28 protein-coding genes are annotated in these 26,547 nt (G+C 64.2%); 17 read left to right on the forward strand and 11 right to left on the reverse strand.

Going from position 1 to position 26,547, the window contains the following annotated elements; all coding sequences use genetic code 11:
- Positions 1-4: 4 nt before the first annotated feature.
- The 3 genes from rnk to cyaY all read right to left on the reverse strand — a co-directional run bounded on the left by rnk (position 5) and on the right by cyaY (position 1,123).
- Complete coding sequence (gene rnk, locus OH705_RS00435; RefSeq protein ID WP_023630905.1) at positions 5-415, reverse strand: nucleoside diphosphate kinase regulator; 411 nt, start codon at positions 413-415, stop codon at positions 5-7.
- A 155-nt stretch (positions 416-570) separates the two neighbouring features.
- Complete coding sequence (locus OH705_RS00440) at positions 571-789, reverse strand: DUF1289 domain-containing protein (RefSeq protein ID WP_081941300.1); 219 nt, start codon at positions 787-789, stop codon at positions 571-573.
- A 1-nt stretch (position 790) separates the two neighbouring features.
- On the reverse strand, positions 791-1,123 hold the full coding sequence (gene cyaY / locus OH705_RS00445) for an iron donor protein CyaY (protein WP_023630903.1): 333 nt from the start codon (positions 1,121-1,123) through the stop codon (positions 791-793).
- Between the two features lie 207 nt (positions 1,124-1,330).
- Between cyaY and lptM the strand changes: the two genes are divergently transcribed.
- From lptM to OH705_RS00475, 6 genes are read left to right on the forward strand one after another with little or no spacing between them, the layout of a single operon-like run.
- Positions 1,331-1,537, forward strand: a complete 207-nt coding sequence (gene lptM, locus OH705_RS00450) for an LPS translocon maturation chaperone LptM (protein WP_052752569.1) — start codon at positions 1,331-1,333, stop codon at positions 1,535-1,537.
- 9 nt (positions 1,538-1,546) lie between these two features.
- Complete coding sequence (gene lysA, locus OH705_RS00455) at positions 1,547-2,794, forward strand: diaminopimelate decarboxylase (RefSeq protein ID WP_094010914.1); 1,248 nt, start codon at positions 1,547-1,549, stop codon at positions 2,792-2,794.
- A gap of 4 nt (positions 2,795-2,798) precedes the next feature.
- Positions 2,799-3,629, forward strand: a complete 831-nt coding sequence (gene dapF, locus OH705_RS00460) for a diaminopimelate epimerase (protein ID WP_094010913.1) — start codon at positions 2,799-2,801, stop codon at positions 3,627-3,629.
- 13 nt (positions 3,630-3,642) lie between these two features.
- Entirely contained in the window at positions 3,643-4,353 is a 711-nt protein-coding gene (locus tag OH705_RS00465) for a DUF484 family protein (protein WP_023632259.1), read from the forward strand.
- Positions 4,353-5,252, forward strand: a complete 900-nt coding sequence (xerC, locus tag OH705_RS00470; protein WP_094010912.1) for a tyrosine recombinase XerC — start codon at positions 4,353-4,355, stop codon at positions 5,250-5,252. The genes OH705_RS00465 and xerC overlap by 1 nt, the downstream gene beginning before the upstream one ends.
- Complete coding sequence (locus OH705_RS00475) at positions 5,249-5,944, forward strand: HAD family hydrolase (protein ID WP_267300542.1); 696 nt, start codon at positions 5,249-5,251, stop codon at positions 5,942-5,944. Before xerC ends, OH705_RS00475 begins: the two co-directional genes overlap by 4 nt.
- A gap of 61 nt (positions 5,945-6,005) precedes the next feature.
- On the opposite strand, the gene sutA is transcribed toward OH705_RS00475, so the two are convergent.
- From sutA to glnK, 3 genes are all read right to left on the reverse strand, one after another.
- Positions 6,006-6,335, reverse strand: a complete 330-nt coding sequence (sutA, locus tag OH705_RS00480) for a transcriptional regulator SutA (RefSeq protein WP_023632536.1) — start codon at positions 6,333-6,335, stop codon at positions 6,006-6,008.
- A gap of 430 nt (positions 6,336-6,765) precedes the next feature.
- The gene (locus OH705_RS00485; protein WP_038707050.1) at positions 6,766-8,100 is read right to left on the reverse strand and encodes an ammonium transporter; all 1,335 of its coding nucleotides are present in this window, start codon (positions 8,098-8,100) and stop codon (positions 6,766-6,768) included.
- A gap of 47 nt (positions 8,101-8,147) precedes the next feature.
- A complete protein-coding gene (gene glnK, locus OH705_RS00490; RefSeq protein ID WP_002555808.1) occupies positions 8,148-8,486 on the reverse strand; it encodes a P-II family nitrogen regulator in 339 nt (112 codons plus the stop codon).
- Between the two features lie 406 nt (positions 8,487-8,892).
- Here glnK and OH705_RS00495 point away from each other — a divergent pair, with 406 nt between their 5' ends.
- From OH705_RS00495 to OH705_RS00530, 8 genes are all read left to right on the forward strand, one after another.
- Positions 8,893-9,156, forward strand: a complete 264-nt coding sequence (locus OH705_RS00495; protein ID WP_102683536.1) for an accessory factor UbiK family protein — start codon at positions 8,893-8,895, stop codon at positions 9,154-9,156.
- A 24-nt stretch (positions 9,157-9,180) separates the two neighbouring features.
- A complete protein-coding gene (locus OH705_RS00500) occupies positions 9,181-9,609 on the forward strand; it encodes a TOBE domain-containing protein (RefSeq protein WP_031316465.1) in 429 nt (142 codons plus the stop codon).
- Positions 9,610-10,410: 801 nt separating this feature from the next.
- Entirely contained in the window at positions 10,411-13,122 is a 2,712-nt protein-coding gene (gene mgtA, locus OH705_RS00505; RefSeq protein ID WP_267300550.1) for a magnesium-translocating P-type ATPase, read from the forward strand.
- A 10-nt stretch (positions 13,123-13,132) separates the two neighbouring features.
- Positions 13,133-13,567 carry a DUF2493 domain-containing protein gene (locus OH705_RS00510; protein ID WP_267300552.1) on the forward strand — a complete coding sequence of 145 codons (435 nt, stop codon included), beginning with the start codon at positions 13,133-13,135 and terminating at the stop codon, positions 13,565-13,567.
- Between the two features lie 50 nt (positions 13,568-13,617).
- Positions 13,618-15,105: a YifB family Mg chelatase-like AAA ATPase gene (locus OH705_RS00515; RefSeq protein ID WP_267300553.1), complete on the forward strand. Its 1,488-nt coding sequence runs from the start codon at positions 13,618-13,620 to the stop codon at positions 15,103-15,105.
- A gap of 176 nt (positions 15,106-15,281) precedes the next feature.
- Entirely contained in the window at positions 15,282-15,533 is a 252-nt protein-coding gene (locus tag OH705_RS00520; RefSeq protein ID WP_023632855.1) for a DUF2790 domain-containing protein, read from the forward strand.
- A gap of 31 nt (positions 15,534-15,564) precedes the next feature.
- Positions 15,565-16,581: an alpha/beta hydrolase gene (locus OH705_RS00525; RefSeq protein WP_094010907.1), complete on the forward strand. Its 1,017-nt coding sequence runs from the start codon at positions 15,565-15,567 to the stop codon at positions 16,579-16,581.
- Between the two features lie 226 nt (positions 16,582-16,807).
- Complete coding sequence (locus tag OH705_RS00530) at positions 16,808-18,595, forward strand: monovalent cation:proton antiporter-2 (CPA2) family protein (RefSeq protein ID WP_094010906.1); 1,788 nt, start codon at positions 16,808-16,810, stop codon at positions 18,593-18,595.
- Positions 18,596-18,704: 109 nt separating this feature from the next.
- On the opposite strand, the gene OH705_RS00535 is transcribed toward OH705_RS00530, so the two are convergent.
- Complete coding sequence (locus OH705_RS00535) at positions 18,705-19,844, reverse strand: MFS transporter (protein ID WP_023629976.1); 1,140 nt, start codon at positions 19,842-19,844, stop codon at positions 18,705-18,707.
- A gap of 104 nt (positions 19,845-19,948) precedes the next feature.
- On the reverse strand, positions 19,949-21,442 hold the full coding sequence (locus OH705_RS00540) for an aldehyde dehydrogenase (protein ID WP_023629975.1): 1,494 nt from the start codon (positions 21,440-21,442) through the stop codon (positions 19,949-19,951).
- Between the two features lie 195 nt (positions 21,443-21,637).
- Here OH705_RS00540 and OH705_RS00545 point away from each other — a divergent pair, with 195 nt between their 5' ends.
- Positions 21,638-21,997, forward strand: a complete 360-nt coding sequence (locus tag OH705_RS00545) for a cupin domain-containing protein (RefSeq protein ID WP_094010905.1) — start codon at positions 21,638-21,640, stop codon at positions 21,995-21,997.
- A gap of 105 nt (positions 21,998-22,102) precedes the next feature.
- Here OH705_RS00545 and rpmG read toward each other — a convergent pair whose 3' ends face one another.
- Positions 22,103-22,258, reverse strand: a complete 156-nt coding sequence (gene rpmG / locus OH705_RS00550; RefSeq protein ID WP_003253507.1) for a 50S ribosomal protein L33 — start codon at positions 22,256-22,258, stop codon at positions 22,103-22,105.
- 11 nt (positions 22,259-22,269) lie between these two features.
- A complete protein-coding gene (gene rpmB, locus OH705_RS00555) occupies positions 22,270-22,506 on the reverse strand; it encodes a 50S ribosomal protein L28 (protein ID WP_023629974.1) in 237 nt (78 codons plus the stop codon).
- A 371-nt stretch (positions 22,507-22,877) separates the two neighbouring features.
- On the opposite strand from rpmB, the gene OH705_RS00560 reads away from it, so the two are divergent.
- A complete protein-coding gene (locus OH705_RS00560) occupies positions 22,878-24,467 on the forward strand; it encodes an ABC transporter substrate-binding protein (protein ID WP_267300564.1) in 1,590 nt (529 codons plus the stop codon).
- Between the two features lie 57 nt (positions 24,468-24,524).
- On the opposite strand, the gene radC is transcribed toward OH705_RS00560, so the two are convergent.
- Positions 24,525-25,205, reverse strand: coding sequence for a RadC family protein (gene radC / locus OH705_RS00565; protein ID WP_023629973.1), 681 nt, complete (start codon positions 25,203-25,205; stop codon positions 24,525-24,527).
- Between the two features lie 127 nt (positions 25,206-25,332).
- On the opposite strand from radC, the gene coaBC reads away from it, so the two are divergent.
- Positions 25,333-26,544, forward strand: a complete 1,212-nt coding sequence (gene coaBC / locus OH705_RS00570) for a bifunctional phosphopantothenoylcysteine decarboxylase/phosphopantothenate--cysteine ligase CoaBC (protein ID WP_094010904.1) — start codon at positions 25,333-25,335, stop codon at positions 26,542-26,544.
- Positions 26,545-26,547: the final 3 nt, after the last annotated feature.

Genomic DNA, 26,547 nt, shown 5'->3' on the forward strand with positions numbered 1-26,547 from the left:
CAACTCAGAGATCGAAGTCCCCTGCCGCTTCCGGCTGGTACTCGACTGCCAGCAGCTCGAGCTTGAGCGTCTTGCCGCCCGGCGCCGGCCAGTCGATCTGGTCACCCACCGACAGGCCCAGCAATGCGCAGCCGATCGGCGCAAGGATCGAGACGTTGCCTTCAGGACCCGCGTCCTTCGGATACACCAGGGTCAGGTGGTAATCCTTGCCACTGGCGATCTCGCGGCAGTGCACGCGGGAGTTCATGGTCACCACGCCGGCCGGGACTTCCTCGTGACCCACCACTTTCTCGGCGCGGTCCAGCTCGTCCTGCAGGGCGAGCATACCCGGGGTGCTTTCATCGAGGCTGTCGAGCAGGCGCTCGAGACGCTGCACGTCCAGTCGGGTGAGGATGAGGGAAGGCTTGGTGCTCATGATCCAGTCAGACTCCTTTGAACAGGCAATTTACTAAAGGCAGATAAAGCAAAACCCCGCCCAAGGGCGGGGTTTGTGAAATGCTTGGCGTCACCGACGCAGACCCTGACACTACCACAGCGGGGCAAATACTCAAGCCCACACCGCCGTTGTGGCTATGCCTGGCCCCCCGCTTTCAGGGCCAGCGCCTCGCGGCAGATCTGCCGGCGCCGCTCGTCATCGGCCGCACGCCACTCGCGGATATGCTCGACGTGGCGGTGGCAACCGGTGCACACCTTGCGCTCATCCAGCCGACATATGCTGATACAAGGTGACGGCACCGCCGGACTTACATTGCTGTAGAGCGGCTTGGGGGGCCTGGGCTGTTCGCTCATTTCAAATCTCGTCGAAGTCCAGCTTCTCGCCGGCCCGCTCCCAGACGATGCGCTCGAGCATCTCGCCGAGCAGCTCTTCGCTCTTCTCACACACCCACTTGCCGCTCTCTTGGTCATAGTCGAAGTGGAAACCACCGGACTTGTCCGCCAGCCACAGTTGGCGCAGCGGCTCCTGGCGGCTGAAGATCAGCTGGCTGCCATTGTCGAACTTGATGGTCAGGACGCCGGCGGAATTTTCCATGTCCAGGTCCATGCCGCTTTCATCGAACAGGTCTTCCAGGGCCTGTTGGGTCGCGTCGACCAGGTCGTGGAAACGCGCTTCGCTCAAACTCATTGCAGGGACCTCGAAAAATGGCTGTACACACGCAAGCCGGGCACGATAAGGGCGAAAGCTTCAAGCTACAAGCTAATAGCTGCAAGAAAAAGCCGCATGTCCTTCGGTCGCCTACGCCCGCCGAGCGGGGGCACCCCTTGCATAGGCAATCAGGTGGTCGCTCGGTATACTCGGCCGCAATACTGCATATTTCCAAGGATTTCACCCATGAAACGCCTGATTTCCTCCCTCGCGGCAGTGGTCGCGGTTGCTTGCCTGGTTTCGGCCTGCGGTCAGAAAGGCCCCCTGTACCTGCCGGAAGACGGCAAGGACGGCAAAGGCCCGCGCAAGTCGCACCAGCATGCCAAGCCTGTCCAGCCTCAGCCAGTGCTGGAGCAGCAGCAAGAGCAGCCTGAAGAGTCGCCCGCGCAGTAAGGAAATCCCATGGATGCATTCAACTACCGCGGCGGCGAGCTGTTCGCGGAAGGGGTGGCCCTGTCGGCGATCGCCGAACGCTTCGGAACGCCCACCTACGTGTACTCGCGTGCCCATATCGAGGCGCAGTACCGCAGCTACACCGATGCCTTGCACGGGGTGGATCACCTGGTCTGCTTCGCGGTCAAGGCCAACTCCAACCTGGGCGTGCTGAACCTGCTGGCGCGCCTGGGCGCGGGCTTCGACATCGTCTCCGGCGGTGAACTGGAACGCGTGCTGGCCGCCGGCGGCCGCGCCGATCGCGTGGTGTTCTCCGGGGTCGGCAAGACCCGTGAAGACATGCGCCGCGCCCTGGAAGTGGGGGTGTACTGCTTCAACGTCGAGTCCACCGACGAGCTCGAGCGCCTGCAAATGGTGGCCGCCGAGATGGGCAAGGTCGCGCCGGTGTCGCTACGCGTGAACCCGGACGTCGACGCCGGCACCCACCCGTACATCTCCACGGGCCTCAAGGAAAACAAGTTCGGCATCGCCATAGCCGACGCCGAGGCCATCTACGTGCGCGCCGCGCAGTTGCCGAACCTCGACGTGGTCGGCGTCGACTGCCATATCGGCTCGCAGCTGACCACCGTCGAGCCGTTCCTCGATGCCCTCGACCGCCTGCTGGTGTTGGTCGACCGCCTGGCCGAGTGCGGCATCCACCTGCGTCACCTCGACCTGGGTGGCGGTGTCGGCGTGCGCTATCGCGACGAGCAGCCCCCGGAGCTGGCCGACTACATCAAGGCCATCCGCGAGCGCGTCGGCAGCCGCGACCTGGCCCTGGTGTTCGAGCCGGGCCGCTACATCGTCGCCAATGGCGGCGTGCTGCTGACCCGCGTGGAATACCTCAAGCACACCGAGCACAAAGACTTCGCCATCATCGACGCGGCCATGAACGACCTGATCCGCCCGGCCCTTTACCAGGCCTGGATGGACGTCAGCGCGGTCAAGCCCCGCGAAGGTCAAGGCCGGGCCTACGATCTGGTCGGCCCTATCTGCGAGACCGGCGACTTCCTGGGCAAGGACCGCGTGCTGGACCTGACCGAGGGCGACCTGCTGGCCGTGCGCTCCGCGGGCGCCTATGGTTTCGTCATGAGCTCCAACTACAACACCCGTGGCCGCTGCGCCGAAGTGCTGGTCGATGGCGACCAGGCCTTCGAAGTGCGTCGCCGCGAGACCGTCACCGAACTGTTCGCCGGCGAAAGCCTGCTGCCGGAGTGAACCCATGCTGCTGCGTTTTACCAAGATGCACGGGCTGGGCAACGACTTCATGGTCCTCGACCTGGTCAGCCAGCACGCACACATCCAACCCAAGCACGCCAAGCAATGGGGTGACCGCAACACCGGCATCGGCTTCGACCAGCTGCTGATCGTCGAGGCGCCGAACAACCCGGATGTCGACTTCCGCTACCGTATCTTCAACGCCGACGGCTCCGAGGTCGAACAGTGCGGCAACGGCGCGCGCTGCTTCGCCCGTTTCGTCCTGGACAAGCGCCTGACCGCGAAGAAGCGCATTCGCGTCGAGACCAAGGGCGGCATCATCGTCCTCGATGTGCGCAACGACGGGCAGATCTGCGTCGACATGGGCCCACCGCGCTTCACGCCGGCCGAGGTCCCGTTCATCGCCGATGAGCAGGCGACCAGCTATGCACTCGAAATCGACGGACAGGTGCACCAGATCGCCGCGGTGTCCATGGGCAACCCGCATTCGGTGCTGCGCGTGGACGATGTGCGCAGCGCGCCGGTCCATGAGCTGGGCCCGAAGATCGAGCATCACCCGCGCTTCCCGCAGCGGGTCAATGCCGGCTTCATCCAGGTAGTCGACCGCCACCGCGCCAACCTGCGCGTATGGGAGCGTGGCGCGGGCGAGACCCAGGCATGCGGCACAGGCGCCTGCGCCGCCGCCGTGGCGGCGATCAGCCAAGGCTGGATGGACTCACCGGTAACCATCGACCTGCCGGGCGGGCGCCTGAGCATCGAGTGGGCCGGCCCCGGCAAACCGGTGCTGATGACCGGCCCCGCCGTTCGTGTGTTCGAAGGACAAGTTCGTCTCTAAGCGAGTATCCGCCATGACCGACCAGCCCAAAGTTGCACCCTCGCCAGCCAGTGAGCTCGATGCCGGAGCGGTGGTCGCCTATCTGCGCGCCCACCCGACCTTCTTCGCCGAGCATGACGAGCTGCTGGTCGAACAGCGCATTCCTCACCAGCGCGGCGACAGCGTGTCGCTGGTGGAGCGCCAGCTCAAGCTGCTGCGCGACCGCAACATCGAGATGCGCCATCGCCTTTCCCAGCTGATGGACGTGGCGCGCGACAACGACCGGCTGTTTGACAAGACCCGCCGGCTGATCCTCGACCTGCTCGACGCCAGCACCCTGGAAGAGGTGGTGATGGCGGTCGAGGACAGCCTGCGCCAGGAGTTCCAGGTACCCTTCGTCAGCCTGATCCTGTTCGGCGAGAACGCGGCGCCCGTGGGACGCTGGGTTTCCGGGGCCGAGGCGCAACAGGCCATCGGCGGCCTGATCGGCGGCGGCAAGACCATCAGCGGCAGCCTGCGCGAGCACGAGCTGGCGTTCCTGTTCGGCAACGATCAGCACAAGGAAGTCGGCTCCAGCGCCGTGGCCACCCTGGAGTACCAGGGCCTGCATGGCGTGCTGGCAATCGGCAGCCGCGACCCGCAGCACTACAAAAGCAGCGTCGGCACCCTGTTCCTCAGCTACATCGCCGAAGTGCTCGGCCGTGTGGTGCCGCGCTTCACCCAGACACTGCGCTCGGTGCGCTGATGGAACGCCAGCTGGAGGCTTATTGCGCACACCTGCGCAATGAGCGCCAGGTATCCGAGCACACCCTGCTGGCCTACCGCCGTGACCTCGAGAAGGTCATCGAATTCTGTAACGCCCAGGGCATCACCGGCTGGGCGGCCCTGCAGGTCCAGCAACTGCGTCAGCTCGTTGCCCGCCAGCACCATCACGGCCAGTCCTCGCGCAGCCTGGCGCGCCTGCTCTCGGCGGTGCGCGGGCTGTACCGCTACCTCAACCGCGAAGGCCATTGCCAGCACGACCCGGCCAATGGCCTGGCGCCACCCAAGGGTGAGCGGCGCCTGCCCAAGGTGCTGGACACCGACCGCGCCCTGCAGTTGCTCGATGGCGGCGTCGACGACGAATTCATTGCCCGCCGTGACCAGGCGATCCTTGAACTGTTCTACTCGTCCGGCCTGCGCCTGTCGGAGCTGACCGGGCTCGACCTCGAACACCTGGACCTGGCCGCAGGGCTGGTCCAGGTGCAAGGCAAGGGCGGCAAGAGCCGCGTGTTGCCGGTCGGGCGCAAGGCCGGCGAGGCGATGCAGGCGTGGCTCAAGCTGCGCGGCATCGCCGGCCCGCGAGACTCTGCGGTGTTCATCAGCCGCCAGGGCAAGCGCCTCGGCCCCCGGGCCATCCAGCTGCGAGTCAAGGCCGCAGGCGAGCGCGAGCTCGGCCAGCACCTGCACCCGCACATGCTTCGGCATTCCTTCGCCAGCCACCTGCTGGAATCGTCCCAGGACCTGCGTGCGGTGCAGGAGATGCTCGGCCACGCCGACATCAGCACCACGCAGATCTACACCCACCTGGACTTCCAGCACCTGGCCGCGGTGTACGACAGCGCCCACCCTCGGGCCAAACGCAGCAAGGACACGGACTCATGAGCATCAAGCTGATCACCTTCGACCTGGACGACACCCTCTGGGATACCGCACCGGTCATCGCCAGCGCCGAAGTCGTCCTGCGCGACTGGCTCGAAGCCAACGCGCCGATTCTCGGTAACGTGCCGGTCGAGCACCTGTTCGCCATCCGCGAGCGCCTGGTACAGGCCGAGCCGGGCCTCAAGCACCGCATAAGCGCCCTGCGCCGGCGGGTGCTGTTCCATGCCCTGGAAGAGGTCGGCTACAGCGAGAAACACGCCCAGGAACTGGCCAACGAAGGTTTCGAGGTGTTCCTGCATGCGCGGCACCAAGTGGAGGTGTTCCCAGAGGTGCAGCCGGTGCTGGAGATCCTGCGCCATCACTACACCCTCGGCGTGGTCACCAACGGCAATGCCGACGTGCGCAGGCTCGGCCTGGCGGACTACTTCCGCTTCGCCCTGTGCGCCGAGGACCTGGGTATCGGCAAGCCGGACCCGGCACCGTTCCTCGAAGCGCTGAAGCGCGGCGAGGTGGACGCAGGGGCGGCGGTGCACGTCGGCGACCATCCGGGCGATGACATCGCCGGCGCCCAGCGCGCCGGGCTGCGGGCGGTGTGGTTCAACCCGCAGCACAAGCCCTGGAGCGGCGAACAGGCGCCGGATGCGGAGATTCAGCGGCTGTCGCAGTTGCCCGACGTGCTGTCGCGCTGGCGCTGACTTACAGACGGCGCCCACAAAAAAGCCCGCAGCGACGGCGGGCTTCTTTGCATTCAGCCACTCAGATAGGGCGGCTGCCGTACTTGTTGTCCGGCTTCTTGGGCGGATCGGCGACCACGTTGGCCTCCACTTCCTGCACCTTGCCGCCGCGCGAAAGGAACTCTTCCATCGCCTTGGCCAGCGCGTCGCGCTCTTTCTGCTTGGCTTCCATGCTCGGCATCTCGTCTACCGAGACAGCCGCCTTGGACTTGCCCTTGGCAGCGGGTGCCGGGCTGCTGTCGTCATCGCCGGCATCTTCCGCGCCATCGTCGGCCGCAGCTTCCAGGCCATCATCAGCCTCGTCTTCGTCGCCTACTTCGAGGTCATCATTTTCCAGATCGTCGTCGCTCATGTTCTACCTCATGACTTGCGAAAAGCAGGTTAGTTATAGACCGGTGCAGCCGTAGACCGGCAGCCACCAGTGAAAATTCAACTGGCCGTGGATTGGCCACTGCCCTGGGTGTCCACCCCCTCATGGGGGGCCTGGCACCCTGCAGGCCTTGCTCCTGGCAAGGCCCGACAAAATTTTTTGAACCCTTGCTGGCCACAGGCTATTGGCAAGCCTAGCAAAGGGTAGCGAAGTGTGTGGACTACTCGTCCGGCCCCTTCGGCGCGCATTCTAGCGCGCTCGCAGAAAAAGCAAAGCACCAGAAACGCCCAATGACTTGTAAGTTTTCTACCTACGTCGCGATCAGGACAGAGAAACCGTTTGCCCGGCGCGAATCGGCAAACTACAGGCAAAAAAATGCCCGGCGAACCGGGCAAGTTTTCCAGCGTGGCGGTTACAGGTTGTAGCCGCGCTCGTTGTGCTGAGCCAGGTCGAGGCCGACCGACTCTTCTTCTTCGCTGACCCGCAGCCCCATGACCAGGTCCAGGACCTTGAGGATCACGTAGGTGACGATGGCGGTGTAGACCACGGTGAAGATCACACCCTTGGCCTGGATCCAGAACTGCGCGGCGATGTCGGTTACCGCACCGAAGCCGCCCAGGGCAGGCGCCGCGAACACACCGGTGAGCAGGGCGCCGATGATCCCGCCGATACCGTGCACGCCGAAGGCGTCGAGGGAGTCGTCATAGCCCAGCTTGCGCTTGAGGCTGGTGGCGCAGAAGTAGCAGACCACGCCAGACACCAGGCCGATCACCAGGGCGCCCATCGGGCCGACGGTACCCGCGGCCGGGGTGATGGCGACCAGGCCGGCGACCACGCCCGAGGCGATGCCCAGTGCGCTTGGCTTGCCGTGGAAGATCCACTCGGCGAACATCCAGCCCAGGGCGGCGGCGGCGGTGGCGATCTGGGTCACTAGCATGGCCATCCCGGCAGTGCCGTTGGCCGCGGCGGCGGAACCGGCGTTGAAGCCGAACCAGCCGATCCACAGCATGGCCGCGCCCATCAGGGTGTAGCCCAGGTTGTGCGGGGCCATCGGCGTGGTCGGGTAGCCCTTGCGCTTGCCCAGCACCAGGCAGCAGACCAGGCCGGCGATACCGGCGTTGATGTGCACCACGGTGCCGCCGGCGAAGTCCAGCACGCCCCAGTCCCACATCAGCGCACCGTCACCGCTCCAGACCATGTGCGCGATCGGCGCATAGACCAAGGTGAACCAGACGCCCATGAAGATCAGCATCGCCGAGAACTTCATGCGTTCTGCGAATGCTCCGACGATCAGTGCCGGTGTGATGATGGCGAAAGTCATCTGGAAGGTGATGAACACGGCCTCAGGGAACAACGCGGTGGCCGAGGTCAGGCCCGACGGCGTGACGCCGCTGAGGAAGGCCTTGGAGAAGCCGCCGATGAAGGAATTGAAGTTGAGCACGCCCTTTTCCATACCGGTGGTATCGAAAGCCAGGCTGTAGCCATAGATGACCCAGAGGATGCTGATCAGGCCGGTGATGGCGAAGCACTGCATCATCACCGACAGCACGTTCTTCGAACGCACCATGCCGCCGTAGAACAGCGCCAGGCCCGGAATAGTCATGAACAGGACCAGTGCCGTCGAGGTGAGCATCCAGGCGGTGTCGCCGGAGTTCAGCACGGGGGCGGCAGTTTCCTCTGCCAGGGCCAGCCCTGGCATTACGAGGGACAATAGGGCTCCTAGCCCTGCGATCTTACGCAGAGTCATGTTGTTTTCTCCTGGGGCGTTGGGTTTGGTGAGGCTTTGCTTGGCGCTTAGATCGCGTCGGTATCGGTTTCGCCGGTACGGATGCGGATCGCCTGCTCCAGATTGACCACGAAGATCTTGCCGTCGCCGATCTTGCCGGTGTTAGCTGCCTTGGTGATGGCTTCAATTACCCGATCGAGGTCCTTGTCGTCGATGGCGACATCGATCTTCACCTTGGGCAGGAAATCGACCACGTATTCAGCACCGCGATACAGCTCGGTGTGACCCTTCTGCCGGCCGAAACCTTTGACCTCGGTCACGGTGATGCCCTGCACGCCGATTTCCGACAGCGACTCGCGCACGTCGTCCAGCTTGAACGGCTTGATGATGGCAGTGACTAGCTTCATGAAACTCTCTCCCGATTTGATGGACTTGCCCCAGGAAAACAAACCCGTCTCAAGTCTAAGCGCAGCGCCTGGCTTTGTAACGCGTCGTCGGCTCCATTCTCCCCGCCGACACACGATCCGCCTGTGACGAAGGACCTTGCGGCTCCGCCTGCGCACTGCCTGGTCACAAGGGACTGCATCAGTGCATGGCTCCCTCGGGTCTTTGCAGAAACCTTGCCAGTTCGAACAACGATCGGGAAAACAGGGAGTTGCGCGAATCGGTAGGGATTGGCCAGTTGCCAGCAGCGACAAAGTGCACAAAATCGGTGCGCGACTTTTGGCCGCCCTGCGCGAAAAGCGTGCAGGGCAAGCGGGCAAAAGCCCCGTGCTACACTGCTGCCCTTTCAGTGATCAGCGGATACCAGACATGCTCGCGCCCAAAGCCTTCCTCGATGCCCTGAGCGACCAGGCCTCGCGCCTGTTCAGCGGCGACACCGCCGCGCCCCGCGCCGAACTGGAAAGCCAGTTCAAGGTGCTGATGCAGGGTGCCTTCAGCAAGCTCGACCTGGTCAGCCGCGAGGAGTTCGACAGCCAGATGGTGGTACTGGCCCGCACCCGCGCGCGCCTCGAAGCCCTCGAGCAGCAATTCGCCGAGCTGGAAGCCAGGATGGCGCCGTCCGCCAAGGAATAACGATCAATACACGGAGTGTTTGCCATGAAAGTCAGTGCCCGCAATGTATTCGAAGGTACCGTCAGCGCCGTCCAGCCTGGCGCGGTGAATGCCGAGGTCGAGCTGACCCTCGGCGGCGGCGAGAAACTGGTGGCGGTGGTCACCATGGCCAGCCTGCACAACCTCAACATCAACGTCGGCAAGCAGGCCGTGGCGCTGGTCAAGGCACCGTGGGTGGTGCTGATGACCGATGCCGCTGGCTACAGGCTGTCGGCGCGCAACAGCCTCGAAGGCGAAGTGCTGCGGGTCGGCGACGGCGCGGTGAATGCCGAGGTGGTGCTGAAGCTGTCCGGCGGCACCGAGGTGTATGCCATCGTCACCCGTGAAGCGGTGCAGGAACTTGGCCTGAAGCCGGGTGTGAAGGCCACCGCGCTGATCAAGGCCTCGCACATCATCCTGGGCGCCAAGCCCTGATCGAATGCCCCTTCTACCTTGCCCAGGTAGAAGCGGGATTACCTCGCGATGCTAATCGCGCGGCACACTGGATTAATTCCCCTCTCAGCAGATGAAACTTGTTTAAGTTACGTCTTCCCGGTTGACTTCCCCGCTATGCTTTGCATAAAGTTCACCCGCCCCGAAAAGCGGGCCTTTATTTCAACTCACGAAGAATTCAATGGACACAGTATCTAGTCGCTGTCTGGCAGCCGTTGGCCGCCAGGCACTTGAACCGGAACTCCGGGCCCGCCCCTAGGTCGGGCAAGCCGCGCCAGAGCCTGATGCTCCGCCGTAGCTTGCCGCCCCGGGTGCCCGCCCGGTCGGAGGCAAGCTCATGAACCTCGATATAGCTACCCCTCGCCTGCGCGCCTTTGCGCACAAGGCCCCGTACCGTCCTGTTCGCGGCTGGGGCTTGTCCTCACCCCTGAAACCGCCCAGTCGATAGCGCGCCCGTTACCGCCTGCAGTGACGCGCGCGATGCTGTCCGTTCGCTGAACTGACGCCATTTAAATCGTCAGAAACTTCCGAACTTTAAGTAATTAAAGTTCGTTGGATTTCTATTGCCCGCCACTTAACAAATGGAATTAACCGACCATGGAATCAGCCAGTAGAAAGTTCGCTGCCGATCTTATTTCCGGCATTCGCCAGCGAACACGTAAACGTCGGAAAAACCACGTTTTTCATTGTTTGAATCATTGCGACACGGGACACGTTCACTCACCTTCCCCACCGTGAGTCAACTGTGTGTCGTGCCGCCTCCTGCGGCAGGAGCACAGCCAAATGACCGTAAAAGACCGCAACACCCGCAGCAAAGCCGGCGAAGACACCCGCCTGTCCATGCGCGCCGCCCGCGAGGCACGCAACGGCCTGGCCGTGACCCTGGCCAACCTCGATGCCAGCGAACTGGGCCTGACCGAGCACGAAGCCGCCAAGCGCCTGCAGCGCGACGGCGCCAACCAAGTCGCCCATGACAAGCCGCAACCGGCCCTGGTGCAATTGCTCAAGGCCTTGCACAACCCCTTCATCTACGTGCTGCTCACCCTCGCCGGCATCAGCTTCGTCACCGACTACTGGCTGCCGGTACGCGCAGGCGACATGGAAGAAGCGGACCTGACCAAGGTCATCATCATCATGGCCATGGTCAGCCTCAGCAGCCTGCTGCGCTTCTGGCAGGAGTACCGTTCGGGCAAGGCCGCTGACGCCCTCAAGGCCATGGTCCGCACCACCGCCACCGTGCTGCGCCGCGAGCGCCACGACCAGCCGGCGCACCTGCGCGAAGTGCCGATGAACGAGCTGGTGGCCGGCGATATCGTGCAATTGGCGGCCGGCGACATGATCCCCGCCGATATCCGCCTGATCGAGTCCCGCGACCTGTTCATCAGCCAGGCGGTACTGACCGGCGAGGCGCTGCCGGTGGAGAAGTACGACACCCTCGGCAACGTCGCGCAGAAGTCCGCCGGAGGCAGCGCCAGCGATGAAAGCGGCCTGCTCGACCTGCCCAACATCGGCTTCATGGGCACCAACGTGGTGAGCGGCCGCGCCCGCGCGGTGGTGGTGGCCACCGGCAAGCGCACCTACTTCGGTTCGCTGGCCAAGGCCATCGTCGGCTCGCGCAGCCAGACCGCCTTCGACCGTGGCGTGAACAGCGTCAGTCGCCTGTTGATCCGCTTCATGCTGGTGATGGTGCCGGTGGTGTTCATGCTCAACGGCGTGGTCAAGGGTGACTGGAGCGATGCCTTCCTGTTCGCCCTGGCCGTTGCGGTGGGCCTGACCCCGGAGATGCTGCCGATGATCGTCAGCGCCAACCTGGCCAAAGGCGCCGTGGCCATGGCCCGGCGCAAGGTGGTAGTCAAGCGCCTGAACGCCATCCAGAACTTCGGGTCGATGGATGTCCTGTGCACCGACAAGACCGGTACCTTGACCCAGGACCGCATCATCCTCGAACACCACGTCGACCCCAGCGGCCACAAGGACGCGCGGCTGTTGGAGCTGGCCTGGCTCAACAGCCACCACCAGAGCGGCGTGAAAAACCTGATGGACCAGGCCGTGCTGCGCTTTGCCGGCGAAAACCAGGGCTTCCAACCGCCCTATGCCTACGCCAAGATCGACGAACTGCCCTTCGACTTCATCCGCCGTCGCCTGTCGGTGATCATCAAGGATGCCCTGGGCGATCACCTGCTGGTGAGCAAGGGCGCCGTCGAGGAAATGCTGGCTATCGCCACCCATGTGGAAGAAGGCGGCCAGCGGGTCACTCTGGATGCCGGGCGACGCCAGCAACTGCTGGCCACCGCCAGCAGCTACAACCAGGAGGGTTTCCGCGTGCTGCTGGTCGGCACCCGGGACATCCCAGCTGCCGACGGCAAGCCTCAGTACCACACCGATGACGAACGCGAGCTGGTGATCCGTGGTTTTCTGACCTTCCTCGACCCGCCCAAGGAAACCGCCGGCCCGGCCATCGCCGCCCTGCGTGAAATGGGCGTGAAGGTGAAGGTGCTGACCGGCGACAACCCTGTGGTCACCTGCAAGGTCTGCCGCGAAGTGGGCCTGGAGCCCGGCCAACCACTGCTCGGTCAGGACATCGAACGCCTGGACGACACCCAGCTCAAGGCCCTGGTCGAAGAGCGCACGGTGTTCGCCAAGCTCACTCCGCTGCAGAAGTCGCGGGTACTCAAGGCACTGCAAGCCAATGGCCACACCGTGGGCTTCCTCGGTGACGGCATCAACGACGCCCCGGCGTTGCGCGATGCCGACGTGGGCATCTCAGTGGACAGCGGCACCGACATCGCCAAGGAATCGGCCGACATCATCCTCCTGGAAAAGAGCCTGCTGGTGCTGGAGGAAGGCGTGCTCAAGGGCCGCGAAACCTTCGGCAACATCATGAAGTACCTGTGCATGACCGCCAGTTCGAACTTCGGCAACGTGTTCTCGGTGCTGGTGGCCAGCGCGTTCATCCCGTTCATGCCAATGCTGGCGATCCACCTGCTGCTGCAGAACCTGATGTACGACTTTTCCCAACTGTCGCTGCCGTGGGATCGCATGGACAAGGAATTCCTGGCCGAGCCACGCAAGTGGGATGCGCGCAACATCGGTCGCTTCATGCTGTGGATCGGCCCAACCTCGTCGATTTTCGACATCACCACCTTTGCCCTGATGTGGTACGTGTTCGCCGCCAACAGCGTGGAAATGCAGGCGTTGTTCCAGTCCGGCTGGTTCATCGAGGGGTTGCTGTCGCAGACCTTGGTGGTGCACATGCTGCGCACGCGCAAGGTGCCGTTCTTCCAGAGTACCGCGGCGCTGCCGGTGATCCTGGCCACCGGCCTGGTGATGTGCCTGGGCATCTACATCCCGTTCTCGCCACTGGGGGCGATGGTCGGGCTGGTGCCGCTGCCGTGGGAATACTTCCCATGGCTGGCCGCTACCCTGCTCGGCTACTGCCTGGTGGCCCAGGGCATGAAGACCCTGTACATCCGCCGCTTCGGCCAGTGGTTCTGAGGGGGTGGGCATGCGCGTACTGATCTGCGCGGGGCGCAACTACGCCGACAACCAACGCTGCCGCCAGGCGCTGGACGCCCTCCAGCGCCAGCAACCAATCCAGGTGCTGATCCACGGCGGCAGCCAGCATCTGGGCGGCGAAATCGAAGGCTGGGCCCGCGAACAGGGCGCCGACATAGTGCGCTACCCGCCCAATTGGCAACTCCACGGCAAGTTGGCCGAGCGCCTGCGCAACCTCTTTATGTTGCGCGACAGTCGGCCCGACCTGGTGCTGGCGCTGCCGGGCGGTGATGATACCGAGGAGTTGCTGGCGCGGGCGCGGGGTTCGGGGATTTCGGTGATCTGCGCCAGGCAGCCACGCACGACGGGCGCCCACAGACTTGGGGGGCAGGCCGGACAAAATTCGACGCACTCTTCTCGTCCACTTGCACAAGAGCACCACTAAGCTTTGCCAGGCCGCAGGACGCGGCCATCACCTGCAAACACGGAGTGTCAATGTCCCTCGCCCTCGTCCACAGCCGCGCCCAGGTCGGGGTGCAGGCTCCGGCTGTCAGCGTCGAAACCCACCTGGCCAACGGCCTGCCCACGCTCACGCTGGTCGGTCTGCCAGAAACCACGGTCAAGGAGAGCAAGGATCGAGTCCGCAGCGCCATCGTCAACTCTGGCCTGGACTATCCGGCACGGCGCATCACCCAGAGCCTCGCCCCAGCCGACCTGCCCAAGGACGGTGGCCGCTACGACTTGGCCATCGCGCTGGGTATCCTGGCCGCCAATGGCCAGGTACCGGTTGCCGCCCTCGACGGCATTGAATGCCTGGGGGAACTGGCGCTGTCGGGTACGCTGCGCCCGGTGCAGGGTGTACTGCCTGCGGCATTGGCGGCGCGAGACGCGGGTCGGGCGCTGGTAGTACCCAGGGAGAATGCCGAGGAAGCCAGCCTGGCCAACGGCCTGGTGGTGTACGCGGTGGGGAGTCTGCGGGAACTGGCAGCCCACCTGAATGCTCAACCGGCAATGTCACCCTACGTGGCGAAAGGCCTGTTACTGGAGCAACGCCCCTACCCGGACCTCAGCGAAGTTCAAGGCCAGATCGCTGCCAAGCGGGCGCTGTTGGTCGCCGCAGCTGGTGCCCACAACCTGCTGCTCTCCGGCCCGCCGGGCACCGGCAAGACCCTGCTCGCCAGCCGCCTGCCCGGGCTACTGCCGCCGCTGGACGAGCGCGAGGCGCTGGAGGTGGCGGCGATCCGCTCGGTCAGTGGCCAAGCACCGCTCGATTGCTGGCCACAGCGGCCGTTTCGCCATCCCCACCACTCGGCCTCCGGCCCGGCGCTGGTGGGTGGTGGCAGCCGACCGCAACCCGGCGAGATCACCCTGGCGCACCATGGCGTGCTGTTCCTCGATGAGCTGCCCGAATTTGAACGACGTGTGCTGGAGGTGCTGCGCGAGCCGCTGGAGTCTGGCGAGATCGTGGTAGCTCGGGCCAAGGACCGGATACGCTTCCCGGCGCGCTTTCAACTGGTGGCAGCCATGAACCCCTGTCCTTGCGGCTATCTGGGTGACCCGACCGGCCGTTGCCGGTGCAGCAGCGAGCAGATCCAGCGCTACCGCAACAAGTTGTCCGGCCCCCTGCTCGACCGCATCGACCTGCACCTGACAGTGGCCCGGGAAAGTACCGTGCTGACCCACCAGCCCAGCGGGGAGACCAGCGCCAGTGTTGGCCAGCGGGTGGCCGAGGCACGGGAGCTGCAACAGCGCCGGCAGGGCTGCGCCAATGCCTTCCTCGATCTCAAGGGGCTGCGCCGGCATTGCCCGCTGGAGCCGGTCGACCAGGCCTGGCTGGAGCAGGCCTGCGAACGGCTGACGCTGTCGTTACGGGCAGCACACCGGCTGTTGAAGGTGGCCCGCACCCTGGCGGACCTGGAGTGCGCGCAATCCATCGCCAGGTCGCACCTGGCGGAGGCGCTGCAGTACCGGCCCAGCGCCTGATCTATTAAGGCGGCTTCCGCGCAATCACCCGCTGCATCATGGCTGAGCCCCTTCGACAGACCCAGTCAATCGATCTCATAGCGGAAATATATTTTGCGCACTAAATATTTGCGCGCAATATCACCTCAAGCAGTAAGCAGTCGCCAACCCCACTCAGCAGAACCCGGAGAACGATCATGACCCTTCGCAAAGCCTTCGCCGTCACCGTCACCACCCTGGCCCTCGGCACCAGCGTCAGCAGCTTCGCCAGCGAAGCCACCCCGTACCACTATGGCATGGACCTGGACATCGCCAAGGTCGTCAGCGTCGATGCCCCCACCAGCACCCAAGGTCAGACCAGCACCGCCACCTTGACCTACCGCGACAGCAGCGGCCAGCTGCGCGCCGTGAGTTACGTGCAACCCACCGTCCTTGCCAATCAGAACTGAGCCGCGGCTCGCCCACCAAAGGAGCTAGAACATGAAACTGTCCCACACCCTGACCGCCGGCCTGCTGGCCCTTGCCGTGAACAGCGCCTTCGCCGCCGGCAGCCCCGGTGTCGAACACACCACCCAGGGTTTCCTCGACGCCCTGGCCGCCGGTGGCGGCAAGCCGCTGGAGACCCTGGCGCCCAAGGATGCCCGTGCGGTGCTCAGCGGAGCCCAAGCCGGCGTAAAGGTCAATGTGTCGGAGATACGCGTCGAACGCCGGACCATCCAGGCCGGTGGCCAGCCACTGGAGATCCGTGTGGTTCGGCCCGCAGGGGCCAAGGGCGAATTGCCGGTATTCATGTTCTTCCACGGTGGCGGTTGGGTGCTGGGTGACTACCCTACCCACGAACGCCTGATCCGTGACCTTGTGGTGGGCTCCGGTGCTGCGGCAGTGTATGTCGACTATACGCCGTCCCCCGAAGCGAAGTTCCCCACCGCGATCAACCAGGCTTACGCGGCCACCCGCTGGGTTGCCGAGCATGGCAAGGAGATCGGCGTGGACGGTAGCCGCCTGGCGGTTGCCGGCAACAGCGTCGGCGGCAACATGGCCGCGGTGGTGGCACTGAAGGCCAAGGAGGCCGGCACGCCGAAGCTGCGCTTCCAGGCACTGCTGTGGCCGGTGACCGACGCCAACTTCAACAATGCGTCCTACAACCAGTTCGCCGAAGGACACTTCCTGACCCGCAACATGATGCAGTGGTTCTGGAACAGCTATATCACCGACCCGCGCCAGCGCGACGACATCCACGCCTCGCCGCTGCGCGCCAGCGTGGAGCAATTGAAGGGCCTGCCGCCGGCCCTGGTGCAAACCGCCGAAATGGACGTGCTGCGCGACGAAGGCGAAGCCTATGCCCGGAAACTGGACGCCGCCGGAGTGCCGGTGACCGCCGTGCGATACAACGGCATGATCCATGACTATGGCCTGCTCAATGTACTGAGCAGCGTGCCTAGTGTGCGCAGTGCCATGGACCAGGCGGCACAGGCCTTGAAAACCCATCTGCAATAACGGGTCGATCGCCTCCGCGGGGCAAGCCCGCTCCCACGCAGACATCACACCTGTGGGCGCGCTTGTCCCGCGACTGATTCAGCAAAGGTCCGACATTCAGAACGCTGCTTCCTGTAACCCCAGGATTGTCCTGTATCCCTTGTCCGCCGAAAATGCCCGCCTCTTTCATCGATGGCATAAGCTGTTGCATCAAGCGCTGCCGCATGCAGTTCAAGGAGTCCGAGCGATGCCACACGAAGGCAGCCTTCTACAAACCGCCGTCATTTTCCTCCTCGCCGCCGTGGTCGCCGTGCCACTGGCCAAGCGCCTGCAACTGGGCGCCGTGCTCGGCTACCTGTTGGCCGGCGTGGCCATCGGCCCGCAGGCCCTGGGACTGATCCGTGACACCGAGAGCGTCGCGCACATCTCCGAGCTGGGTGTGGTGTTGCTGCTGTTCATCATCGGCCTGGAGCTTTCACCACGACGCTTGTGGCTGATGCGCAAATCGGTGTTCGGCGTCGGCACCGCTCAGGTCGTGCTGACCGGCGCGGTACTTGGCGCCATCGCCCTGTTCGGCTTCAGCCAGAGCCTGCCGGCGGCCATCGTGCTCGGCCTGGGTTTGGCGCTGTCATCCACCGCACTGGGCCTGCAGAGCCTGGCCGAGAGCAAGCAGCTCAATGCGCCCCACGGTCGGCTGGCCTTCGCCATCCTGCTGTTCCAGGACATTGCCGCAATCCCGTTGATCGCCCTGGTGCCGCTGCTGGCCGCCAGCGGCCCCGACACCAGCCACGGCGACAGCATCGAACATGGCCTGAAGGTGTTCGCCAGCATCGCCATCGTCATCGTCGGCGGCCGCTATCTGCTGCGTCCGTTGTTCCGTATCGTCGCCCGCACCGGTTTGCCGGAAGTCTCCACAGCCACCGCGCTTCTGGTGGTAATCGGCACCGCTTGGCTGATGGAGGAAGCCGGCGTGTCCATGGCTCTGGGCGCCTTCCTCGCCGGCCTGCTGCTGGCCGACTCCGAATACCGCCATGAGCTGGAGTCGCAGATCGAGCCGTTCAAAGGCCTGCTGCTGGGCCTGTTCTTCATCAGCGTCGGCATGGGCGCCAACCTGCGCCTGCTGCTGGAAATGCCGCTGGTGTTGCTGGGCCTGACCCTGTTGTTGATCGGCGTGAAGCTGGCGTTGCTGATAGGCGTCGGCCGCCTGGCGGGTGGCCTGAACAGCGCCAGCGCCCTGCGCCTGGGCATGGTACTGGCCGCCGGCGGCGAGTTCGCCTTCGTGGTGTTCAAGCTGGGCAAGGACCAGGGCCTGCTCGACACCCAGACCTACGACCTGCTGTTGATGACCATCACCCTGTCGATGGCGCTAACGCCACTGCTGATGCTCGGCTGCGCCCGCGCCCTGAAGCGCCCGCAGGCCGCCCGCGAGGTGCCCGAGCAGTACAAGGCCATCGACGCGGGCACCCCGCGCGTGGTGATCGCCGGCATGGGCCGCATGGGCCAGATCGTCGCGCGCATACTGCGGGCGCAGAAGATCCCGTTCATTGCCTTGGAGACCTCGGTCGACGCCATCGAAATGACTCGCATGTTCGAACAGGTGCCAGTGTTCTATGGCGACCCGCTGCGCCCCGAAGTGCTGCACGCGGCCAAGGTTGGCGAGGCGGAGTATTTCATCATCACCATTGATGATCCCGAGGTGGCCATTCACACAGCGGAGCGGGCCAAGCGCCTGTATCCGCACCTGAAAGTGATCGCCCGGGCACGCAACCGCCAGCACGTGCACAAGCTGATTGACGTGGGTGCCGACCCGATTCGCGAGACGTTCTATTCCAGCCTGGAGATGAGCCGGCGCGCGCTGATCGGGCTGGGGCTCACCGAAGCGCAGGCGACAGACCGCATCGCCCGGTTCACCGAGCATGATGAGCAGGTCCTGGAGGCCCAGGGGCAGGTACGCGACGACCGGGCCAAGGTGATGCAGACGGCCAAGGAGGCGCGGGTGGAGCTGGAGCGGTTGTTCGCCTCGGATGATGTCTGATGAAGCCGGCTAGGGCCCGTTGTGGGCCCGCTGCATCGGATCGAGATGGTGCGCTACAGATGTGTGTAAGCTTGACGGCGAGGGGCTGTGTAGCAGCCCCAGTCAGTAATCACGCCGCCGCAGGTTCAAATGCATCTTTGCGCCGTGTCAGCAGCACCAACCCCGCCGCTCCCGCTGCCATCAGCAACGGCAACGCGTGCCCGCTGATCCACTGGCTCCCCGCCCCGGCCAGCAACGGCCCGAGCAGGCAACCGATACCCCACAGCTGCGCCACGTGAGCATTGGCCCGCACCAGTTCGTCATCCCGATAGCGCTCGCCGATCAGCACCAGTGACAATGTGAACAAGCCGCCCGCGCTGGCACCGAACAGGACCCACAGCGGCCAGATCGCCGGGTTATGCAGCAGCACTGGAATCACCAGGCTTGAGACCAGCAAGGTCAGTGCACAGCCGCTGAACAGCGTTCGCCGTGACATGCGATCGGCCAAGGCGCCAATCGGTAATTGCAGCACCGCATCACCCACCACCACAGTGCTGACCATGAACAACGCCACCTCCGTGGTGAACCCTTGCTGCAGGCAGTAGACCGGCAGTAGCGTCAGGATCATCGCCTCGAATGCCGCAAACAGCGCGATCGCCCAGGCGATCACCGGCAGACGCCGACAAAAGCCGAACAGATCGGCGAAGGTCACGCTGCACGCCTCAGTGGTCGGTGCACCGCCGCGCCCCAGCAGAATCAGCGGTGCAACCAGCAACAAGCCGCTCGCCGCCCAGAAGCCGAAATCATCGTCAGAGCCCAGAAAACCTAGAACCAACGGGCCGGCCAACTGGCTAAGTGCATAGCTGCTGCCATACAGCGCTACCAACCGGCCACGCCACTGTTCGACCACCAACTGGTTGATCCAGCTCTCACCAAGGATGAACACCACCGTCAGCGACATACCGATCATCAAGCGCAGTACCAGCCACAGGGCATAACTGGGCAGCAGCGCCACCAGGCTGATCGACAGCGCCCCACCCCACAGGCACAGACGCATGGCCATGGGTACGCCGACCCAACCGGCAAGGCGGCTGGCCAGGCTGGCACCGACCAGCACACCTAGGGCCGGCATCGCCGCCATCACGCCGATGGCGAATCCACCGTAGCCCCAACCCTCCAGGCGCAGGGACACCAGCGGCATACTCACGCCGAGCGCAAGCCCGACACTGAGCACCGACGCCAGGACGGCAAAGTAGGTTCCCCAACGCATAGCGGCCTCCGGGTAAGAATTCTGGCAAAAAGCATCGCGGGGCAAGCCCGCTCCCACTACTCATGTGGGAGCGGGCTTGCCCCGCGAAAAAAGGCGCTACCCGATTACAGCTTGATCCAGGTCGCCTTCAGCTCGGTGTACTTATCCAGCGCGTGCAGCGACTTGTCACGGCCGTTACCCGACTGCTTGAAGCCACCGAACGGCGCGGTCATGTCGCCACCGTCGTACTGGTTGACCCAGACACTGCCGGCGCGCACGGCGCGGGCGGTCTTGTGCGCCTTGGAAATGTCCGAGGTCCAGATGCCCGCCGCCAGGCCGTATGGCGTGTCGTTGGCGATGGCCACGGCCTCTTCGGCGGTGTCGAAGGTGATCACCGACAGTACCGGGCCGAAGATCTCTTCCTTGGCGATCTTCATCGCATTGGTCACGCCGTCGAAGATAGTCGGCTCGACGTAGGTGCCACCGGTCTCTTCGAGGATGCGCTTGCCACCAGCCAGCAGCTTGGCGCCATCCTGGTGACCGGCCTCGATGTAGGACAGCACGGTGTTCATCTGCTGGGTGTCGACCAGGGCACCGACGGTGGTTGCCGGGTCCAGCGGGTTGCCCGGTTTCCAGGCCTTGAGGGCCTCGACCACCATGGGCAGGAACTTGTCCTTGATCGAGCGCTCGACCAACAGGCGCGAACCTGCGGTGCAGACTTCGCCCTGGTTGAAAGCGATGGCGCTGGCGGCGGCCTCAGCGGCGGCCTGCAGGTCAGGGGCGTCGGCGAAGACGATGTTCGGGCTCTTGCCACCGGCTTCCAGCCACACGCGCTTCATGTTCGACTCACCGGCATAGACCATCAGCTGCTTGGCGATCTTGGTCGAACCGGTGAACACCAGGGTGTCGACGTCCATGTGCAGGGCCAGGGCCTTGCCCACGGTGTGTCCGTAGCCTGGCAGCACGTTCAGCACGCCAGCCGGAATACCGGCCTCGATGGCCAGCTGGGCGATGCGGATTGCGGTCAGCGGCGATTTTTCGGACGGTTTGAGCACGATGGAGTTGCCGGTGGCCAGGGCTGGGCCCAGCTTCCAGCACGCCATCAGCAGCGGGAAGTTCCACGGCACGATGGCACCGACCACACCCACGGGCTCGCGGGTCACCAGGCCCAGTTGGTCGTGCGGGGTCGGGGCGACTTCGTCGTAGACTTTGTCGATGGCTTCGGCAGTCCAGTGGATGGCCTGCGCCGCGCCCGGAATGTCGATGGTGGAGGAGTCACCGATCGGCTTGCCCATGTCGAGGGTTTCGAGCAGGGCCAGTTCCTCGACGTTCTTGCGCAGCAAGTCGGCGAAGCGGATCAGCTTGGCCTTGCGCTTGGCCGGGGCCAGGCGCGACCAAGCGCCGGATTCGAACACGGCGCGGGCGTTGTCGACAGCGCGGTTGGCGTCGGCCAGGTCGCAGCTGGCGACCTTGGCCAGGAAGCGTCCGTCCACCGGGCTCAGGCAGTCGAAGGTTTCACCGGATGCGGCATCGGTGTATTCGCCGTTGATGAAGGCGCGGCCTTCGATCTTCAGTTGCTGGGCACGCTGTTCCCAGTCCGCACGAGTCAGGGTGGTCATAGGAAACTCCTCTCTTGTTAAGGTGCAACGCCGCACTGAGGACTCACGGGCGCTGTCAGAAATTCTGGCCGGGTGACGACGCACACGGGCACCTGCCACCCTAAACCAGGGCGGGGAAACTATCAATATATTTGACACCAACGGCTCAAATGCCTACTGATGTTCATTTTATTAAACAACGACAGGGTAACCACCATGAGTATCACCAGCATCGTCGACTTTGCCCAAGTTCTGACCGAAGCCGAACGCTACCGTCCGGCAGCGGAGAAAATCCTCAAGGGCGAGCCTGACCAGGCTGTCTACAACCACTACACCAGCCCGTGCGGGCAGTTCGCTGCGGGCGTCTGGGAAGGCGAGGTGGGCCAGTGGACGGTGAACTACACCGAGCACGAGTACTGCGAGATCGTCCAGGGTGTGTCGGTGCTGCGCGACCAGGACGGCGGCGCCAAGACCTTGCGTGCCGGCGATCGCTTTGTGATCCCCGCAGGCTTCAAGGGCACCTGGGAAGTGCTGGAGCCGTGCCGCAAGATCTATGTGATGTTCGAGCAGAAATGAACCCAATCGCGGGGCCCGGCTTCATGCAGGCCCCGCGATGACTTTGCTGGAGACATAAAAAAACCCGCCACCTTGCGGTTGCGGGTTTTTCAGGTTGCCGATCAATTACTTGATCTTGGCTTCCTTGTACACCACGTGCTTGCGGACGACCGGATCGTACTTCTTGATCTCGATCTTGTCCGGAGTGGTGCGCTTGTTCTTGTCGGTGGTGTAGAAGTGGCCGGTACCGGCACTCGAAACCAGACGGATCAATTCACGCATGATGTTCTCCTTTAAACCTTGGCGCCAGCGCGACGGATGTCGACCAGAACGGCATCGATGCCGCGCTTGTCGATGATACGCATGCCTTTGGCGGAAACGCGCAGACGCACGAAGCGCTTCTCGGACTCAACCCAGAAACGGTGGTGCTGCAGGTTCGGCAGGAAACGACGACGGGTTTTGTTGTTTGCGTGGGAAATATTGTTCCCAGTTACCGGACCCTTACCGGTAACTTGACAGACTCTCGACATGCCTCAGCCCTCTAAAACCACATGCCCAACCCGGCATGGGTTGGCCGCTTAATCTCTCAGTCAATGGCGCCAAGGCGCCGTGTTCCCGGGGGTCTTATCGGCCGGGTGCGCTTACGCGACAGACCGAGCCCCTAGAAAAGAGCGCTGCTTTATACCAGAAAGACTCCGCCACAACAACAGAATATGAGAGTTCCGGTCGGGCCGAGCGCGCCTGGGCAGCATAACGACTGGGGCGGCAAGCTGTCGACCGCCCGTCGCCGAATTAATGCGAAAGGGTGTGGTCATTTGCCCATGCCCGCACTAGGGTAGGACATTTCCTCAATTTCCAGACTGCACCGGCAGATGGGCCACCGACCAGCCAAGGAGTCACCATGCGTGCCGCCGCCCTTTCCCTCCTGTTCACCACCCTGTGCGCCACGGGCCTTGCCCAGGCCGCAGCGCTGTCGGTGTGCACCGAAGCCAGCCCCGAAGGCTTCGACGTGGTGCAGTACAACTCGCTGACCACTACCAACGCCTCGGCCGACGTGCTGATGAACCGCCTGGTCGAGTTCGATGCCGCCGAGGGCAAGGTGGTGCCAAGCCTGGCGCAAAGCTGGACGGTGTCGCCTGACGGCCTGGTCTACGACTTCAAGCTGCGCCCGGACGTGAAGTTTCACACCACCGCTTACTTCAAGCCGACCCGCGAACTGAACGCCGACGACGTCCTGTTCAGCTTCCAACGCATGCTTTATCCGGCCCACCCCTGGCACAAGACCGCCCCGGGCGGCTACCCGCATGCCCAATCTCTGCAACTGGGCAGCTTGATCAAGGCCATCGACGCACCCGAGCCGCACACCGTGCGCTTCACCCTGACCCACGCCGACGCCACTTTCCTGGCCACCCTGAGCATGGGTTTTGCCTCGATCTACTCCGCCGAATATGCCGACAAGCTGCTCAAGGCCGGCACCCCCGAGAAACTCAACAACCAGCCAGTGGGCACCGGCCCGTTCGTCTTCCAGCGTTTCCAGAAAGACGCCGTGGTGCGCTACCGCGCCAACCCTGACTATTTCGCCGGCAAGCCGTCGGTCGACCCGCTGATCTACGCCATCACCCCGGACGCCAACGTCCGCCTGCAAAAGATCAGGCGCGGCGAATGCCAGGTGGCCCTGTCGCCCAAGCCGCTGGACATCGCCGAGGCCGACAAGGACGGCAACCTCAAGGTCGCCACCACCCCGGCATTCATGACCGCCTTCGTCGCCATCAACAGCCAGCACCCGCCACTGGACAAGCCTGAAGTGCGCCAGGCCATCAACCTGGCCTTCGACAAGCCGGCCTACCTCAAGGCCGTGTTCGAAGATACCGCCACTGCCGCCAACGGTCCTTATCCGCCGAATACCTGGAGCTATGCCAAGGACCTGCCCGGCTACACACTCGATCACAAGAAAGCCAAGGCATTGCTGGCCAAGGCCGGCCTGGGCAAGGGTTTCGAGACCACCATCTGGACCCGCCCGTCGGGCAGCCTGCTCAACCCCAACCCCAGCCTGGGCGCACAGATGCTGCAGGCCGACCTTGCGAAAATCGGCATCAAGGCCGAGATCCGCACCATCGAGTGGGGCGAGCTGATCCGCCGCGCCAAGGCCGGCGAGCACGACCTGCTGTTCATGGGCTGGGCCGGAGACAACGGCGACCCGGACAACTTCCTCAGCCCGCAGTTTGCCTGCGCCGCGGTCAAGTCCGGGACCAACTTCGCGCGCTTCTGCGACAACCGCCTGGACCAGCTGATCAACGCCGGCCGCACCACCAACGACCAGAGCGTGCGCAGCCGCCTGTACCAGCAGGCTCAGACGCTGATCCAGCAGCAGGCGCTGTGGCTGCCGCTGGCGCATCCGACTGCGGCAGCGTTGCTGCGCCAGGACGTACAGGGTTACCAGGTGAGCCCGTTCGGGCGGCAGGATTTCAGCAAGGTCTCAGTCAACCGCTGACGCCCAATCACGAGGCAAGCCCACAGTCATTGTGACAGCGGGCTTGCCCCGCGCTGCCTAACCGGCCAGCCATCCATGCTCGACCATCGACAAAGGCTCGCCATCACCCACGATGACATGGTCCATCACCCGCACATCGATCAGCGCCAGCGAGCGCTTGAGCATCAGCGTCAAGTGCACGTCATCCTGACTCGGCTCGCATATGCCCGACGGATGGTTATGGCAAAGGATCAGGGCCGCCGCGTTGTGCAGCAATGAGCGCCGAACGACCTCGCGGGGGTAGATACTCGCGCGGTCTATGGTGCCACGGAACAGTATCTCGAACGCCAGCGGCCGATGTTTGGTGTCCAGGAACAGGCAGCCGAACACCTCGCTGGACTCGTGCCGCAGCATGGACTTGAGATAGCGCCTCACCGAGGCCGGGCTCTCCAGAACCGACGCACGCTCGATGTGCTCGTCCAGGTAGCGCCTGCCTATTTCCAGCAATGCCTGCAACTGCGCATACCGCACCGGCCCCAGGCCAGGCTCGCGCAGCACCATGGCCCGATCCGCCTCGAGGAACTGGCGCAGCCCGCCGAACTTTGCCAGCAACCCACGCGCCAGGTCGAGCACATTGCGCCCGGCAACCCCAGACCCCAGCAGAACCGCCAGCAATTCCGCATCCGACAGGATCCCCGCGCCACGCTGCAACAACTTCTCCCTCGGCCGTTCTTCAGCCGGCCACTCCCTGATGTTCATTTCCCCTCCTCGCCTGCCACTACGGCCCCTTTGGGCGCTGTGTTAATCTAGTTCGCTTCGAAAATGCGACGATCTGCCGCAGGCAGCTGTCGTCGCCACCCGCTTTCACTGGAATAAGGCAAGGCCTATGCAGCGGTTGTATCGCAAGCGCATCGTTCTCGGCGTGGGTGGCGGCATCGCCGCCTACAAGAGCGCCGAGCTGATTCGCCGACTCCTGGAACACGGCGCGCAGGTGCGCGTGGTCATGACCCGTGGTGGCGCCGAGTTCATCACCCCGCTCACGCTGCAGGCGCTGTCCGGCCACCCGGTGCACATGGACCTGCTCGACCCCGCGGCCGAAGCGGCCATGGGCCATATCGAGCTGGCCAAATGGGCCGACCTGGTGCTGATCGCCCCGGCCACCGCCGACCTGATGGCGCGCATGGCCCAGGGCATGGCCGACGACCTGCTGACCACCCTGGTGCTGGCCACCGACGCCACCGTTGCCGTCGCCCCGGCGATGAACCAGGCCATGTGGCGCGACCCGGCGACCCAGGCCAACCTCGAGCTGCTCAAGAGCCGCGGCATCCAGGTATTCGGCCCGGCTTCCGGCAGCCAGGCCTGTGGCGACGTGGGCCTGGGTCGCATGCTCGAAGCCACCGACCTGGCGTGGTGCGCCGCCGAAAGCTTCAAGCGCCAGGCCCTGACCGGCAAGCACGTGCTGATCACCGCCGGCCCCACCCAAGAGAACATCGACCCGGTGCGCTACATCACCAACCATAGTTCAGGGAAGATGGGCTTCGCCCTGGCCGAGGCCGCCGCCGAAGCCGGAGCTCGGGTTACCCTCGTCACCGGTCCTGTGCACCTGCAGACCCCCGACCGGGTCAGTCGCATCGACGTGGTCAGCGCGCGGGACATGCTCGCGGCCTGCGAAGCAGCCATGCCGTGCGACCTGTTTATCGCCTCGGCTGCGGTCGCGGACTACCGCCCGGAGGTCGTCGCCCCTCAGAAGCTTAAGAAAGATCCCACCACCGGCGACGGCATGCTGCTGCAGATGGTGCGCAATCCCGATATCCTTGCGACCATTGCCGGTCGCGCCGACCGCCCGTTCAGCGTCGGCTTCGCCGCCGAGACCGAGCACCTGCTCGACTACGCCACGCGCAAGCTCAAGGACAAGAACCTCGACCTGATCGTCGCCAATGATGTGGCCAACCCCAGCATCGGCTTCAACAGCGAGGAAAATGCCCTGACCGTGATAGACCGGCAGCAGCATCAAACCCTTTTCGCGCAGACCAGCAAAGGCAAGATTGCCCGCCAGTTGGTCGCCTTCATCGCCGAACGGCTCAACCAGGTTCAATAAGTT

Origin of the sequence: Pseudomonas sp. BJa3 (genome assembly GCF_026343815.1) — a bacterium.
GTDB lineage: Bacteria > Pseudomonadota > Gammaproteobacteria > Pseudomonadales > Pseudomonadaceae > Aquipseudomonas > Aquipseudomonas soli.

Excerpts from the sequence above, each read along its gene's own strand:
- OH705_RS00535 (WP_023629976.1), bottom strand. The coding sequence starts at position 19,844 with ATGCGTTGGGGAACCTACTTTGCCGTCCTGGCGTCGGTGCTCAGTGTC.
- OH705_RS00485 (WP_038707050.1), bottom strand. The coding sequence starts at position 8,100 with ATGACTCTGCGTAAGATCGCAGGGCTAGGAGCCCTATTGTCCCTCGTA.
- lptM (WP_052752569.1), top strand. The coding sequence starts at position 1,331 with ATGAAACGCCTGATTTCCTCCCTCGCGGCAGTGGTCGCGGTTGCTTGC.
- lysA (WP_094010914.1), top strand. The coding sequence starts at position 1,547 with ATGGATGCATTCAACTACCGCGGCGGCGAGCTGTTCGCGGAAGGGGTG.
- rpmB (WP_023629974.1), bottom strand. The coding sequence starts at position 22,506 with ATGTCGAGAGTCTGTCAAGTTACCGGTAAGGGTCCGGTAACTGGGAAC.
- OH705_RS00530 (WP_094010906.1), top strand. The coding sequence starts at position 16,808 with ATGCCACACGAAGGCAGCCTTCTACAAACCGCCGTCATTTTCCTCCTC.
- mgtA (WP_267300550.1), top strand. The coding sequence starts at position 10,411 with ATGACCGTAAAAGACCGCAACACCCGCAGCAAAGCCGGCGAAGACACC.
- OH705_RS00545 (WP_094010905.1), top strand. The coding sequence starts at position 21,638 with ATGAGTATCACCAGCATCGTCGACTTTGCCCAAGTTCTGACCGAAGCC.
- OH705_RS00465 (WP_023632259.1), top strand. The coding sequence starts at position 3,643 with ATGACCGACCAGCCCAAAGTTGCACCCTCGCCAGCCAGTGAGCTCGAT.
- OH705_RS00510 (WP_267300552.1), top strand. The coding sequence starts at position 13,133 with ATGCGCGTACTGATCTGCGCGGGGCGCAACTACGCCGACAACCAACGC.
- glnK (WP_002555808.1), bottom strand. The coding sequence starts at position 8,486 with ATGAAGCTAGTCACTGCCATCATCAAGCCGTTCAAGCTGGACGACGTG.
- OH705_RS00440 (WP_081941300.1), bottom strand. The coding sequence starts at position 789 with ATGAGCGAACAGCCCAGGCCCCCCAAGCCGCTCTACAGCAATGTAAGT.
- cyaY (WP_023630903.1), bottom strand. The coding sequence starts at position 1,123 with ATGAGTTTGAGCGAAGCGCGTTTCCACGACCTGGTCGACGCGACCCAA.
- dapF (WP_094010913.1), top strand. The coding sequence starts at position 2,799 with ATGCTGCTGCGTTTTACCAAGATGCACGGGCTGGGCAACGACTTCATG.
- OH705_RS00540 (WP_023629975.1), bottom strand. The coding sequence starts at position 21,442 with ATGACCACCCTGACTCGTGCGGACTGGGAACAGCGTGCCCAGCAACTG.
- rpmG (WP_003253507.1), bottom strand. The coding sequence starts at position 22,258 with ATGCGTGAATTGATCCGTCTGGTTTCGAGTGCCGGTACCGGCCACTTC.
- OH705_RS00525 (WP_094010907.1), top strand. The coding sequence starts at position 15,565 with ATGAAACTGTCCCACACCCTGACCGCCGGCCTGCTGGCCCTTGCCGTG.
- xerC (WP_094010912.1), top strand. The coding sequence starts at position 4,353 with ATGGAACGCCAGCTGGAGGCTTATTGCGCACACCTGCGCAATGAGCGC.
- coaBC (WP_094010904.1), top strand. The coding sequence starts at position 25,333 with ATGCAGCGGTTGTATCGCAAGCGCATCGTTCTCGGCGTGGGTGGCGGC.
- OH705_RS00495 (WP_102683536.1), top strand. The coding sequence starts at position 8,893 with ATGCTCGCGCCCAAAGCCTTCCTCGATGCCCTGAGCGACCAGGCCTCG.
- rnk (WP_023630905.1), bottom strand. The coding sequence starts at position 415 with ATGAGCACCAAGCCTTCCCTCATCCTCACCCGACTGGACGTGCAGCGT.
- OH705_RS00500 (WP_031316465.1), top strand. The coding sequence starts at position 9,181 with ATGAAAGTCAGTGCCCGCAATGTATTCGAAGGTACCGTCAGCGCCGTC.
- sutA (WP_023632536.1), bottom strand. The coding sequence starts at position 6,335 with ATGAGCGACGACGATCTGGAAAATGATGACCTCGAAGTAGGCGACGAA.
- OH705_RS00475 (WP_267300542.1), top strand. The coding sequence starts at position 5,249 with ATGAGCATCAAGCTGATCACCTTCGACCTGGACGACACCCTCTGGGAT.
- radC (WP_023629973.1), bottom strand. The coding sequence starts at position 25,205 with ATGAACATCAGGGAGTGGCCGGCTGAAGAACGGCCGAGGGAGAAGTTG.
- OH705_RS00560 (WP_267300564.1), top strand. The coding sequence starts at position 22,878 with ATGCGTGCCGCCGCCCTTTCCCTCCTGTTCACCACCCTGTGCGCCACG.
- OH705_RS00520 (WP_023632855.1), top strand. The coding sequence starts at position 15,282 with ATGACCCTTCGCAAAGCCTTCGCCGTCACCGTCACCACCCTGGCCCTC.
- OH705_RS00515 (WP_267300553.1), top strand. The coding sequence starts at position 13,618 with ATGTCCCTCGCCCTCGTCCACAGCCGCGCCCAGGTCGGGGTGCAGGCT.